14 protein-coding genes are annotated in these 14,111 nt (G+C 30.0%); 12 read left to right on the forward strand and 2 right to left on the reverse strand.

Annotation, left to right across the window (positions count from 1 at the left end; all coding sequences use genetic code 11):
• Nucleotides 1-33: 33 nt before the first annotated feature.
• From ftsH to BLT80_RS16720, 9 genes are all read left to right on the forward strand, one after another.
• Nucleotides 34-1,974 carry an ATP-dependent zinc metalloprotease FtsH gene (ftsH, locus tag BLT80_RS16680; protein WP_092470078.1) on the forward strand — a complete coding sequence of 647 codons (1,941 nt, stop codon included), beginning with the start codon at nt 34-36 and terminating at the stop codon, nt 1,972-1,974.
• Nucleotides 1,975-1,985: 11 nt separating this feature from the next.
• Nucleotides 1,986-2,384 (forward strand): hypothetical protein, encoded by a 399-nt coding sequence (locus BLT80_RS16685; RefSeq protein ID WP_092470080.1) that lies wholly within the window; start codon nt 1,986-1,988, stop codon nt 2,382-2,384.
• 41 nt (nt 2,385-2,425) lie between these two features.
• Nucleotides 2,426-2,929, forward strand: a complete 504-nt coding sequence (locus BLT80_RS16690; protein ID WP_092470082.1) for a hypothetical protein — start codon at nt 2,426-2,428, stop codon at nt 2,927-2,929.
• Nucleotides 2,930-2,942: 13 nt separating this feature from the next.
• Nucleotides 2,943-3,599: a BON domain-containing protein gene (locus tag BLT80_RS16695; RefSeq protein WP_092470084.1), complete on the forward strand. Its 657-nt coding sequence runs from the start codon at nt 2,943-2,945 to the stop codon at nt 3,597-3,599.
• A 399-nt stretch (nt 3,600-3,998) separates the two neighbouring features.
• Entirely contained in the window at nt 3,999-4,613 is a 615-nt protein-coding gene (locus BLT80_RS16700; protein ID WP_092470086.1) for a WG repeat-containing protein, read from the forward strand.
• Nucleotides 4,614-4,620: 7 nt separating this feature from the next.
• Nucleotides 4,621-5,706: a site-2 protease family protein gene (locus BLT80_RS16705; RefSeq protein ID WP_092470089.1), complete on the forward strand. Its 1,086-nt coding sequence runs from the start codon at nt 4,621-4,623 to the stop codon at nt 5,704-5,706.
• A gap of 128 nt (nt 5,707-5,834) precedes the next feature.
• Nucleotides 5,835-6,482, forward strand: coding sequence for a CDP-alcohol phosphatidyltransferase family protein (locus BLT80_RS16710; RefSeq protein WP_245710286.1), 648 nt, complete (start codon nt 5,835-5,837; stop codon nt 6,480-6,482).
• A gap of 96 nt (nt 6,483-6,578) precedes the next feature.
• Entirely contained in the window at nt 6,579-7,799 is a 1,221-nt protein-coding gene (locus BLT80_RS16715; RefSeq protein WP_092470095.1) for a metallophosphoesterase, read from the forward strand.
• A gap of 537 nt (nt 7,800-8,336) precedes the next feature.
• Nucleotides 8,337-9,434 carry a DUF6920 family protein gene (locus tag BLT80_RS16720; protein WP_092470097.1) on the forward strand — a complete coding sequence of 366 codons (1,098 nt, stop codon included), beginning with the start codon at nt 8,337-8,339 and terminating at the stop codon, nt 9,432-9,434.
• A 4-nt stretch (nt 9,435-9,438) separates the two neighbouring features.
• On the opposite strand, the gene BLT80_RS16725 is transcribed toward BLT80_RS16720, so the two are convergent.
• Together BLT80_RS16725 and BLT80_RS16730 are read right to left on the reverse strand one after the other, a co-directional pair.
• Nucleotides 9,439-10,461: a 2-hydroxyacid dehydrogenase gene (locus tag BLT80_RS16725; protein WP_092470099.1), complete on the reverse strand. Its 1,023-nt coding sequence runs from the start codon at nt 10,459-10,461 to the stop codon at nt 9,439-9,441.
• Nucleotides 10,462-10,653: 192 nt separating this feature from the next.
• Nucleotides 10,654-11,103, reverse strand: a complete 450-nt coding sequence (locus BLT80_RS16730; RefSeq protein WP_092470101.1) for a pyridoxamine 5'-phosphate oxidase family protein — start codon at nt 11,101-11,103, stop codon at nt 10,654-10,656.
• A 125-nt stretch (nt 11,104-11,228) separates the two neighbouring features.
• On the opposite strand from BLT80_RS16730, the gene BLT80_RS16735 reads away from it, so the two are divergent.
• The 3 genes from BLT80_RS16735 to ligD all read left to right on the forward strand — a co-directional run bounded on the left by BLT80_RS16735 (nt 11,229) and on the right by ligD (nt 14,022).
• Nucleotides 11,229-11,963: an LOG family protein gene (locus BLT80_RS16735; RefSeq protein ID WP_092470103.1), complete on the forward strand. Its 735-nt coding sequence runs from the start codon at nt 11,229-11,231 to the stop codon at nt 11,961-11,963.
• Nucleotides 11,964-12,326: 363 nt separating this feature from the next.
• Nucleotides 12,327-12,995 carry a BON domain-containing protein gene (locus BLT80_RS16740; protein ID WP_092470105.1) on the forward strand — a complete coding sequence of 223 codons (669 nt, stop codon included), beginning with the start codon at nt 12,327-12,329 and terminating at the stop codon, nt 12,993-12,995.
• Nucleotides 12,996-13,104: 109 nt separating this feature from the next.
• Nucleotides 13,105-14,022, forward strand: coding sequence for a non-homologous end-joining DNA ligase (gene ligD / locus BLT80_RS16745; protein WP_092470107.1), 918 nt, complete (start codon nt 13,105-13,107; stop codon nt 14,020-14,022).
• Nucleotides 14,023-14,111 lie beyond the last annotated feature (89 nt).

Genomic DNA, 14,111 nt, shown 5'->3' on the forward strand with positions numbered 1-14,111 from the left:
AAAACATTTTATTTCTAAATAATTAAAGTCCTAATGGCAACCAATAAAAATAGTGATAAGAATAACAAATTACCAAAGAGGTTTAATCCTTATTGGATTTACGCCTTGCTTCTACTTTTTATAATTACCACATTTTTTTTTAACCCAACTTCTACCGCCAAAGAGATTAGTTGGTTACAATTTGAACAAAACATTTTAAAAGAACAAGATGTTGAAAAAATTGTAATTCTTAATAAAGAGATTGCTGAAATTTATATAAAACAAGAGAAACTAGAAGACGATGAAGACCAATCAATTTCTAAAAATATAATAACAGGAGAAACCAGACCTCAATATTACATACAAATAGGCGCCGTAGAAAGTTTTGAAAACAAGCTTGAAAATGCCCAGCAACATTATACATCAGAAGAAAAAATTGAAATTAAATATGAATCAAGTCTAAACTGGTTAGATACATTTTTATGGATTTTACCATTTGCTTTAATTTTAGTTTTCTGGTTACTAATAATAAAACGAATGGGAGCTGGTGGTGTGGGTGGAAAGATGTTCAATTTTGGAAAATCAACCGCTAAATTATCTAATATAGATAAAAAAAGCAAAGTAACATTTCAAGATGTTGCAGGTTTGAAAGAAGCTAAAATTGAAATGATGGAAATTTTAGATTTTCTAAAAAATCCTGAAAACTACACCAAACTTGGTGCCAAAATACCCAAAGGAATATTATTAGTAGGACCACCAGGAACAGGAAAAACCCTATTGGCAAGAGCAATTGCAGGAGAAGCTAGAGTTCCTTTTTTTTCTATGTCTGGATCAGAGTTTGTAGAAATGTTTGTTGGTGTAGGCGCATCAAGAGTTAGAGACCTCTTTAAGCAAGCTAAAGAAAAAGCCCCAAGTATTGTGTTTATAGATGAAATAGATGCCGTTGGACGATCTAGAGATAAAATAAACGCCTTTCAATCTAACGACGAAAGAGAAAACACGCTAAACCAATTATTAGCAGAATTAGATGGATTTGGTACTAATACAGGTGTTATTGTTTTAGCAGCTACCAACAGAGCTGATATTTTAGACAAAGCTTTGCTTAGAGCCGGAAGATTTGACAGGCATATCTATCTAGAATTACCCACAAAAGAAGAACGGATTGAAATTTTTAATGTCCATCTCAAACCCATTAAAAAAGAAGACAATGTTGATGTAGCATTGTTAGCCTCATTAACTCCAGGATTTTCAGGAGCTGATATTGCAAATATTTGTAATGAAGCCGCATTAATTGCTGCCAGAAAGAAGAAGAAAAAGGTTGATCAGGAAGATTTTAACCAAGCTAGAGATCGTATTGTTGGTGGTTTAGAACGGAAAAGTAAAATAATTTCTGCTAAAGAAAAAGAAATTGTAGCACATCATGAAGCTGGCCATGCAGTTGCTAGTTGGTATTTAAAACATGTTGAGGCTTTAGTTAAAGTATCCATTATTCCTAGAGGGAAATCTTTAGGCGCTGCATGGTATTTACCAGAAGAACGGCAAATTGTAACCAAATCCCAATTTATGGATCAGATGTGCGCAGCATTAGGCGGACGAGCAGCAGAAGAAATTATTTTTCATGAAATTTCTTCTGGTGCATTAGATGATTTAGAAAAAGTAACAAAACAAGCCTATAACATGGTGGCATATTTTGGACTTGACGAAGAAGTTGGACCTATCAGTTTTTATGATTCTACAGGACTTTACGATAGAATTTTAGGAAAACCCTATAGTGAAAATTTGGGAAAACTAATTGACACTGAAGTACAAAATCTAATAACAACACAGTATAAAAGAGTTAAAGAGATTTTAACAACGCACAAGAATGAATTACAAGAATTGGCGCAACTGTTATTAGTAAAAGAAGTAGCAGACAAAGACGATTTAGAAAAAATATTAGGAAAACGGAAAGAAAATAATATGCTATTCAAAACATCAAAACTAAAAGTTACTTAATCAAGCATATCATGGAAACACAAGTTATGTATAATACAGATTTACATTTTGAACATAAGTTATGGCAAAGAGAACTTACTTTTTGGGAAGACGAACTTAAATCATTCAACAATAGATTAGGTGAATTAGTAACAAAATGGACAGATAAAAACATTCTGGCGCAATTAGATCATTATCAAAATCAGTTTATTCTGCATGGCACAGTTATAGACAAATTGCAAGAAGATATTACCATGCACGAAGTTAATATGAGTGCACACTACAAAAAAGATGAAGACGTACTCAACTATTCTTTTGTAAAAAAACATATTGAATTTAGAAATAAAATGGAAACACAAAGACATATATATAGTGAATTAAAAAAGGATTTTTTTCGATTTATAAGCAAGTATATGTTACAAGAAAAATAAAATGAAGTATTAGTATTGATAACATTTTAAATATAGAAATTATGAAGACAAAAATAGTATCCTTAATTACAACAATATTGATGGTAGCAATCCTCTTAACAAGCTGTGGTGAAAAATCTAAACAAGATGCCACCGAAGTTAAAGAAGATATAATAGAACTTAATAAAGATTTAACGAGAGGAGCCATTGATACAGCAGAAGAAATTAAAATAGCTGTTACACAAGAATGGGATAAGTTTAAGGCAAGTTCAGAAAAAGCCATTGAAAAGACAGGAGAAGAGATAAAGAAATTACGAGAAAAAATTTCTAAGGACAATAAAAAAGAATATGAGAGACTCACTCAAAAACTTGATGAATTGGAACAAAGACATATGGTTTTAAAAGACAAGCTTGTTGTAAGAACTGAAAAATTTAAAAACAATAGGATAGAATTTAATGAAAAAGCAAAAAACAGAGAAAAGGAATTTGAACGGGAATTTGACCACGATATGAAAACATTAAATCAAGCTTTGAAAGATTTATTCAAAGACAATGTGAATAACTAATATAAATTATACAATGAGAACAGATGCACAAATAAAGCAAGACATATTAGATGAACTAGCATTTCAACCTAATATTAATGAAACCCAAATTGGTGTGGTGGTCAAAGACGGTATTGTTACACTTACAGGATTGTTTTTTTCTTACGCTTTAAAAATTGCAGTCGTACAAATTATAGAAAAAATAGAAGGCGTAAAAGCCATAGCCGAAGGCATTAAAATTGGTTATTTGTCCAATCTTAATAAAACCGATACAGAAATAGCAAATGCTGCAATAAACGCCATGGAATGGAATGATTCAGTACCCAACGACAAAGTTATTGTTGAAGTTGATAACGGTTGGATTACGCTTCTTGGTGAGTTAGAATGGGCTTACCAAAAAGATGCTGTAAGACAAATTGCAGAAAATTTATCCGGTGTAAAAGGAGTAACCAACAGCATCACCTTAAACCAATTTGCTCTTCAACCAGAAGATATTAAGGAAAAAATAACTAAAGCCTTCAAGCGATCTGCACTAGTTGATGCATTAAGTATTACAGTAGAAACCACCAGACATGCTGTAAAATTAACAGGCAATGTACAATCTGTCACAGAAAAAAAGGAAGCCGAAAAAGTAGCTTTTAATGCACTAGGTGTTTATGCTGTACAAAACGAATTAAGAGTAGATCACTAAAAATAACGATCATTGCCTAGAACATAAATGAATCCATATATTTTATGTCTTCAGGAAACAAACGTATAAGACAAAGACGTGTTTATAGCTCTTGAATTTTTGTGTATTTCAAACAATTTGTTAATTCTCCATTTAAAAACAGATATTCTTTGGACCTCAATATTTTTAATAACAAAAACTATAGTTATAAAAAAGCTGAGTGATCATCATTAAAGCTAAAGAAGAAAGCAAAAAGCTGTAGACCTAAAGTCTAAATATTACAGATGAGACCACTGCCCTATCCTATTAGAACTGAATTTATAAATTTTATATAATAATAAGCTCTAGTCTGACCTAAATCATTTCATACTAACATATTCAACATTAATTTTAAAATATTAACTATAAAATAAAAACATCATGAAAAAGGCAGTAATATTATTTCTAATCTTTATTAGCATTCCAATTTTAGCAGTAGCACAATCTGTAAATAATGTTGATTTTATTTCACCAATTCACAATGATGTTGCAGCCATTCAAAAAGATGGAAAATGGGCATTTATCAATAAAGAAGGGCAACAAATTATAAATTTCAGAACCGATTTGGTTACAACAAATACGGAAGATGGAGACTATCCTATGTTTAATAATGATAGATGCCCAATAGTAGCAGTCAAAGCTGGTATTTCATACTTTGGATTTATTGATAAATCTGGGAAAACAATTATTGAACCACGTTTTTTAAATAGCACCGACTTTGCAGACGGTATTGCAATTGCATTAGAATTAGACAAGAGAGTCATTGCCAAAAATACAGCATTAGGGAAAGATATGGTTAATTATAAGTATTTTGAGGTACTTATTGATACTAATGGAAAAATTACTTACTACCTCAATCAAGATGGAGTTAATATTGTTTTGGATAAAGACTTTTTAAGAACAGTTCCTCAAATCACTTCTAAACAAATTTCAGAAGATCTTTACGCAGTTAAAAACAAGAAAAACTTATGGAACATTATCAAAATTAAAGAATAAGCCAAAAATGAAAGCGAATTTAAGTTTAGGTCAAGTTTCAGGCATTAAGATTAGAGTCCATTGGACGTTTTTTCTACTCATGGCATGGGTTATTTTCGCCGAACTAACACAAGGAGGCAATCTAGAAAGCATTTTATTTAATATAACTTTTGTTTTAGCTGTTTTTTTATGTGTTGTGTTGCATGAATTAGGTCATGCTTTTATGGCAAACCATTATAATATTAAAACTGAGAAAATAACGCTACTTCCCATTGGAGGAATGGCAAGTTTTGAAAAGCTTCCTGGATCACCAAAACAAGAGCTTTTAATTGCTATAGCTGGCCCACTAATCAATGTCATTATTGCTATTATATTATTTTTTATTGTGCCTGTTAAAGATTTTATGCAATTAAACTTTACCGAAACTTTTGAAGTCTTAGTACGTTATAACATACAGAGTTTTTTGTTTTTTTTATTTATTGCTAACGTTGGTTTAGTGGTGTTTAATAGTATTCCTGCATTTCCAATGGATGGAGGTCGAATCCTCAGAGCACTATTAGCTATAAAAATAGGTCGTGTTAAGGCTACAAAAATCGCATCTAATCTCGGACTTATAATAGCAGTTCTATTCTTTTTAATTGGTCTGCTTTACAATCCGTTTTTAGTATTTATAGCCTTATTTATCTTTTTGGGAGCTTTTGGCGAAAACCTGATGGTGCAACAAATGGCTTTACTTGATGGTCACACAGTAGAAGAAGCTATGCTACTTAATATCACAACTTTTAAACCTCAAGACTCTATAGACCTTGTTGTAAATAAAATAATTTCTGGCACCGAAACTAATTTTATTGTTGTTGAAGACCAAACCATTATAGGTATTTTACATCATAAAACAATTATTGAAAACTCTAATAAAATGGTTTTGGTTGGAGAAATAATGGATGTAAATTTCAAAACCATAAAAGGTACAGATAGTATTAAAAAGGTATATCAACTTATTTATAATGATAAACAAGAATTATTTCCAGTAATGGAGAATGGTAAACTTATTGGTGCAATTGATGCCGTAAATTTAAACGAATACATTTTGCTACAATCAAAATTAGCCTTTTAAACATAGAATTATAGAGTTATTTAAACGCTTCAATATTTGCTCCTAATACTATTAGGTTACAATTAAAATAGAAACGACAATGGTTAAAAAATCATCCCTTTAGGCTAAATATTTCTAAACTTATTGTTATGTCCAAGCAAATGATTGTTAAGTACCTATTAAAAAAATATATGTTGACATTGAAAAATTATAATATTGCTGATTGGTTTTCGTTTTATCGCATTTTTGCATCACCTTTTTTGTTGCTTTTAATTTGGTTAGATTTTAGATTAATTTTCACATGGTTGTTACTAGTTAGCTATTGCACTGATGCTATAGACGGTTTTTTAGCCAGAAAATTAAAAATCACTAGTTCTAGAGGCTCACAATTAGATTCCTTTGGAGACCAAATAACATTAATTGTAGGGTTAATTGGTCTATATGTCTTTGAAACTAATTTTATAAAAACCAATCTTATTTTAATTGGTATTGCTTTTACACCTTACATTATACAAATGTTTATTGCTTATATAAAATATGGAAAGGCTACTGCATTTCATACCTATTTAGCAAAATTTTCTGCTGTTATGCAATGTATATTTATTCTTTTTTCTTTGTTCTTTCAACCTGAATATACCTTGTTTTATATTATGATTGGGATCGGACTTTTAGAAACATTTGAAGAAATTGCATTGATTTTTATGTATAATAATTGGGCCTCTGATGTTAAAGGTATTTATTGGGCTTTAAGAGATAAAAGAAGATTTAAAAAAAATAGTCCGAGTGAAAAACAATAATCAAACACATGAAAATGCCTTAAGAAATTATCAATACTGAAGGTAGTGATTATATGAAAGTACATTATAAGCTCAGAAAACTAATAAATAAAACACATGAGAACAGTTTCTCTTTTTACAATTTTTTTATTGTGTTGCGCTATTTTATTGGTAGATATCACTGCTTTTTATTGGCTTAAATCTATAACTAATCTTATAGACTCTGCTTTTTTTAGCATAGGTATCCATGTTTTGTTCTGGATATTTACAGTTGGCTTAATAGCATCCATCTTAGTATTTAAAGTTATTTTAGATGATATAAGTCCTATTAGAAAACAATTACTAATCTCTAGGTTTTATGGTCTTGCCATATTGTCATTTGTACCCAAACTTATCTTCGTAATTATTATCTCTATATTGTATTTTACAAATTTCATATTTTCAGAAAGTAAGTCACTAATTGTAGTGCCCATTGTTGGACTCTTTTCTGGGTTTCTTCCTTTTTTTGTAATTCTGTATGGTATTTTAAAAGCTAAATATAGATTTAAAGTTCATCATCATATAATTAGAACTAAGCTATTACCAAAACCTTTTGATGGTTTAAAGATTGTTCAGCTATCCGATTTGCATTTAGGTAGTTTTAATTATAGATATAAAAAACTAGAATCTGCTATTGAAAAAATTAACCATTTAAAACCAGATTATATTTTTATTACAGGAGATTTAGTAAATAATTTTGAATGGGAATTACGTGGTTGGGGTAAAGTTTTTAAACAATTAGAATCAAAAAATGGAAAATATGCTATTTTAGGTAACCACGATTATGGAGATTATAGTCTATGGGAATCTTTAGAAGCAAAACAAGAAAATTTTGAAGCTATTCAGCAATTTTACAAAACTATTGATTTTAAATTATTATTGAACGAAGCCGAAATTATTTCAAAAAATAGCGAAGAAATAGCAATAATTGGAGTAGAAAATTGGGGAGAACCACCAATTAGACAATATGCAGATTTAGAAAAAGCAATTACTAAAGTGCAACACGTTCCGTTTAAAATTCTATTATCTCACGACCCAACACATTGGCCAGAAGAAGTGATAGACAATACAGATATCACTTTAACACTTGCAGGTCATACGCACGGCATGCAGGCCGCTTTTCAATATAAAAATTTGCAATGGAGTCCTATAAAATACAAGTTTAAACATTGGGCTGGTTTGTACAAACACAATGCCCAATACCTGTATGTAAATAGAGGTTTGGGTTGGTTAGGTTTTCCGGCCAGAATTGGTATGCGTCCAGAAATTACATTTATAGAACTAAAAACCAAACCTTAAGAGTCCTTATCGTAATAATACATGTTCAAACCTTATTAAAGTTGAGATATAAGATATCTAATAACTAGAATTTAAGATTGCCTAATCGTACATTTTGAGAAGAACCTACTATTTAGCAAGTACAACAAAATGTAAATACACCTTCTATAACTTATAGACTATTAAATATTCTAAAAAAAAAATGGATTCATTGAGTTCAACTGACCTGCATCATTCTAACAAAATGCTTTAATAATTAACTTTAGGTTATATAAAATGTGCTATTATGAAAATCTATACTAAACTTTATATTGCAGTAATCATACTTATATTTTGTACAATTTTTCTTTTATAAAATTGAGTTATTGTTCTAATACTAAAAAAACACAAAACTATCCCAACAAACTAATGCTATACAATATAGTAATTATTCAGTATTAAAAAGGTTTCTTTTGAGTTAGTAATACTAAAAAAATCTGTTAGTTGTATAATCTCTCATGTAAATAATTATCAATAATCATTAAATATGACAATTGAAACAATAGTAAATCTAAACAAATGAAATCTGCCTTCAGTTTTATTTTAATAATCCATGGTCTTATTCACTTAATAGGCTATGTGAAAGCTTTTTTTGAAACAGACATCAGTAAACAACTAGTAGGAGTTTCAAAACCTATTGGCTCTATATGGTTAGTCACTTTTATTATGTTTATAGTTGTCTCAATACAAGTTCAAACTGGTAAAAAGTGGTTTTATTTAGGGCTTATTGCTGTCCTAGCATCTCAAATTCTTATTATTCTAGCTTGGAGCGATGCTAAGTTTGGTACCATTACCAATATTGTTATTTTACTAGTGAGTATTTCGGCTTTTGCTTCGGATAGATTTGATGCACTAGTTGAAAAAGAATCAAAACAAATAGTTCAGAATATAAAAACTAAAAATCTTCCGATAATTTCGGAAAATGATATTGTGCATTTACCGCAGATTGTTCAAAAATGGATTATTAATTCTGGTTCTATAGGAAATCCAATAGTACAATCTGTAAGATTAAAACAAATAGGAAACATGCGAACTAAACCAAATAGCAAATGGATGCCATTTGAAGCTACACAATACTTTAATGTTGAGAATCCTTCATTTGTATGGCAAACAAAAGTTGCTGCATTACCATTAATCAACATACATGGTAGAGACAAATTGAAAGATGGTAAAGGAGAAATGCTTATTAAACTTGCAGGACTTCTTCCTTTGGTAAAAGCATCAGATAATCCTAAAATAGATTCTAGCGCAATGCATAGATATTTGGCTGAAATATGTTGGTTTCCTTCTGCTGCATTAAGCAATTATTTAAGTTGGGAAATCATAAATTTTAATGCTGCTAAAGGAACCTTTACTTATAAAGATCAATCAGTTTCAGGTATCTTTACTTTTAATGACAAAGGAGATTTAATTACATTTGAGGCAAAACGTTATTATGGTGGTAGTGAAAATTCTAAATTAGAAAAATGGCAAATTACAGTGGAAGCTTATAGGGTCTTTCACGATATAAAAATCCCATATAAATCTAATGTAACTTGGAAATTAAAAGAAGGTGATTTTAATTGGTTAAATTTAGAAGTCGTTGCTATAGATTATAATTCAACAGTAATATATTAAAAATCTAATTATATAAAGTTTGTGTTGTGTTATCAATTTTAGTTAATTCATTTTCTGTTTCTTTTCCTGCTTCCCAACAGTCTAAATTATAGATTGTAGTTTCTGCTATATTAGTTAAAGCTTCATCTGTTAAAAAAGCATGATGCCCTGTAATTAACACGTTGGGTCTGGCATTTAGGGCCAATAATAAATTATCATCAGGAATATTAAGAGAATGATCACTAAAAAAAATTCCTTTTTCGTTTTCATACACATCCATACCTAAAGCGCCAATTTTTCCATTTTTAACGCCTTCAATAACATCTTTTGTATTTATAACCGCACCTCTAGCAGTATTTATAATGACAACCCCTTGTTTCATTTCAGAAATTAAATCTTCATTTATAAGTTGATGAGTTTCTCTATTTAAAGGCACATGTATAGATATAATATCTGCTAGCTCGCATAATTTTTTAAGCGTTGTATAACGCAAATTATAATTAGTAACTAATTCCACATTTTGCTTAATATCATAACCCAAAATATGACAACCAAATCCATGCATTATTTTGGTCATTACAGCTCCAATTTTTCCGGTGCCAATAATACCAACTGTTTTATTATTTAAATCAAAACCAACGAGATTATTGATATTAAAATTAAAGTGTTTTACCCTTCGATTAGATTCAATTAATTTTCTATTTACTGCTAATAATAAACCTGCAGCATGTTCTGCAATTGCATAAGGTGAATATTCAGGTACATTTGCTACTCTAATGTATAACCTAGTTGCTGTTTTTATATTTACATTATCAAAACCAACAGACCGAAGTGCTATATATTTCACGCCAAAATCCCTAAGTTTTTCGATGGTATTAAAACATGCTTCATCTGCTGAGAATATAGATATGGCGTCATATCCTATAACCTTCATAGCTGTTTGGGATGATAAAGCTTCTTTAACAAAAAGGAATTTATGCTTTCCCCTATTTGCTTGTTCTAAATAAGGAATTTCAAAATCTTTGGCACTAAATATAAGTACTTTCATCTGTTTATATGTATTATTCTATTTCTCAACAGTTATTATGATTAAAATACCGTTCACTACTAACGAACTCATATATGCAATAATGCTCTACAAACTCGCTTCATATTAAATTGCGGATTTGAGTAAATTTAAAATCTATTTAATAATCTATTAAACAAAATATTAACCTTTATTATAATAAGAATTTGTTAATTACGTTTTTTCGTACCGTCCTGTTTTCTTGGTTAGTTCAATTCTATACACAACACCCTTCATAGCTTCAATAGTTTTTTGGTGTGAGTCACTCATAGGATGACTAATTGTGGTTTCACCAGTCATTAATGGCATTACTGCATTCATTAATATTTTAAGGCCTTCTTTACGTTGCTCTGGTGATTTTAATTCTTCAAATTTCCCCCAAGCAATAACGCTTCTCCAATTGCTCATATTCTCCATCACATCAACTTCAAAACAAACCATAGGATTTTTTCGCATCATGCTAATCTTTAAGCCTTCTTTGGTGTGACCATAAATATATTTTCCGTCGTAAGCATAAGTTACAGGTACTACATAAGTTCTATCATCCGCATGGCAACCTATTCTACCGATAATTAAACTCTGCAATACGTGTTCAATTTGTTTATTATTTAAATAGCCTAACATGTTTTCTTTTATGAATTAATTACACTTATATAACAAAGTAAGCTCAAAAAAACTACTTCTGAAATGACCAATATCAGTTGAAGATTAAGGAACGCTTCCTATTTTTAAAAAACCATATATTAATTATGAAACATAATAATCGTGAAGCAAAATTTCTAGGTGGCAGAAGAAATCGTATTAAAGAATTAATTAGCTTGCTTTCTATAGTATCCGAGTTTATTCATGGCTTTAGGAAACTCCATTTTCTAGAACCATGCATAACCATTTTTGGCTCTGCAAGGTTTGAAGAGAATAATTTATATTACCAACAAGCTAGAGCACTTGCACAACTTATTGCTAAAAAAGGATTCACGGTTATGACTGGTGGTGGACCTGGTATTATGGAGGCTGCTAACCGTGGTGCAAAAGACGTTTTTGGGATGTCTATTGGTTGTAATATTGAATTACCAAAAGAACAGCATCCCAATTCATATCTTGATTTTAATATTACCATGAATCATTTTTATGTTAGAAAAGTACTTCTACTAAAATACTCATATGCATTTGCTGTGTTTCCTGGTGGTTTTGGCACTATGGACGAACTTTTTGAAACACTAACACTGCTTCAAAACAAAAAAATATCCAATTTCCCAGTAGTACTATTTGGTAAAGATTATTGGTCTAAATTATTAGAACAAATAAAAGTAATGCAAATGCTAGGAACCATTTCAGAAAACGATTTAGATTTGTTTTTGGTTACAGATTCTGTTTCAGAAGGTATGAATTATATCAATATAAAATTAGAAAGTAAATATGGTGCTCCGCTTAAAATTAAGACATCTAAAAGCAGGTGGTGGTATGGAGAAAAAAGGAATTTATAGCAACTAAATCTAATTCCTAAAATAATGTACTTTTTCAATTAAAGCACAAATTCTCTATTCTGGGAATGGAAAAAGTAGTTTTTTCGTTATTGTTTTTTTACATGCTGTTAGCAAATGCTCATTCTTTTTATAGTTATAATATATTTCTAAAAATTGTTTTTAACGCATATACTTTAAATAAAAGTATCAAGAAGCAATGCTATAACATCAAAAAATTGCTAAGTCAAAGAAACAAAAATGTTAAAATCACATAGACTGATCTAGATCATTATCAACCACTTCCAATCTAAATACATTTGTATCACAAGATCAATCTTATTGTAAAAATGGGATTAGTTAATGTTTAATTAAAATCTTAAAAAAATGAAAACAGATGTAGAAATTAAAGACGATGTATTAGACGAATTAGCGTGGCAACCTAATATCGATGAAACTCAGATAGGAGTCATTGTCGAAAATGGAGTAGTAACACTTAGCGGTGTAGTTAATAATTACTCTAAAAAACTAGCTGCAGAAACAGCTGCAAAAAGTGTTGAAGGAGTAAAAGCTGTCGCTCTCGATATAGAGGTTAAGTATGGCACTGATTTTAAGAAAACCGACAAAGAGATAGCCAAAGCTATTGTCGATGCTTTTGAATGGAATTCTTCAGTTCCTGAAGACGATATTACAGTAAAAGTTGAAAATGGTTGGGCCTATTTATCAGGTGAAGTACAATGGTCTTACCAAAAAAATGCTGCAAAAAATGCTATTAAGAATTTATTAGGAGTAAAGGGTGTGAGTAATTCTATCTCATTAAAAAATAATATTAAACCCTCAGAAGTCAAAGATAAAATCAAAAAAGCATTTCAACGAATGGCAACTCTAGATGCAGATAGCATTATTCTAGAAACTCATGGTCATACGGTGACTTTACGTGGAAAAGTACATTCTATTAAAGAAAAAGAAGATGCTGAAACTGCTGCTTATAATGCACCTGGTGTTTATGATGTTAAAAATGAACTTAAAGTACAATATTATACAGAGTATGCATAGACAAACTATTGTATGAGTTTATTTTATCAAAACAACCTTGATTTTAGCTCATAAATCAAGGTTGTTTTAATATCTAGAACAATACATAATTAACATAAAATATAATCTGATGAACATTAACACTCAAGAAATAAAAATCACACATAAAGATAAGGTGTTATTTCCAGAATCTGGAATCACAAAAAATGACTTGATTCTATATTATGATAATATTGCAAATTATATACTTCCCTATTTAAAAGACCGTCCGTTAACCATGCAACGATTCCCTAAAGGTATAGGTGAAGAAGGCTTTTTTCAAAAAAATGCCCCAGATTATTTTCCAAAATGGATTCCAATTGTAAAAATCAAAAAAATGGATGGTTGGGTTAATCATGTGGTCTGTAATTCTAAAGAGACTTTGCTTTATCTTATAAATCAAAATGTATTATCCTTTCATGTTACTTTAAGTAAAGTTGAAAAAATAAATCATCCAGATAAATTAGTTTTTGATTTAGATCCGCCGAAAGGAAATTTTAAATTAGCTGTTAAAGCTGCAAAAGCATTACGTTTTCTTTTAGAAGAAAAGTTAGAGCTAAATACTTATGTAATGACCTCTGGTTCTGAAGGATTACATATTGTAATACCAATAAAACCAAATCAAAACTTTGATGTAATACATAATTTCACAAAAACCGTAGCAAATTATATTTGTAACAATAACCCAACAGAATTTACGACTGCAATTAGAAAAAACAAACGCGAAGGCAGACTATACATTGATTTTCTTAGAAATTCTTATGCACAAACTAGTGTTGTTCCATATTCAATTAGGGCTATAGAAAATGCACCTGTAGCGACACCTTTACATTGGAATGAATTAAATGACGCCTCACTAAATGCCCAATATTATACTATGGATACTATTTTTAAACGATTAGAAACAATAGACGATCCTTGGAAAAATTTTGAGCAAAATGCTAATTCAATTGATAAAGCAATAAATACAATAGAAACATTATTAATTAATGTTTTTAAACAACATTAATAATACAGCGCTACTGATGTGGGTCATTTTATAAGTTTTGCTATTTTACGACCTTAGTAAACAAGTTAATACAAATTTGGTTCATTAAA

This window comes from Winogradskyella thalassocola (assembly GCF_900099995.1).
Taxonomy (GTDB): Bacteria; Bacteroidota; Bacteroidia; order Flavobacteriales; family Flavobacteriaceae; genus Winogradskyella; species Winogradskyella thalassocola.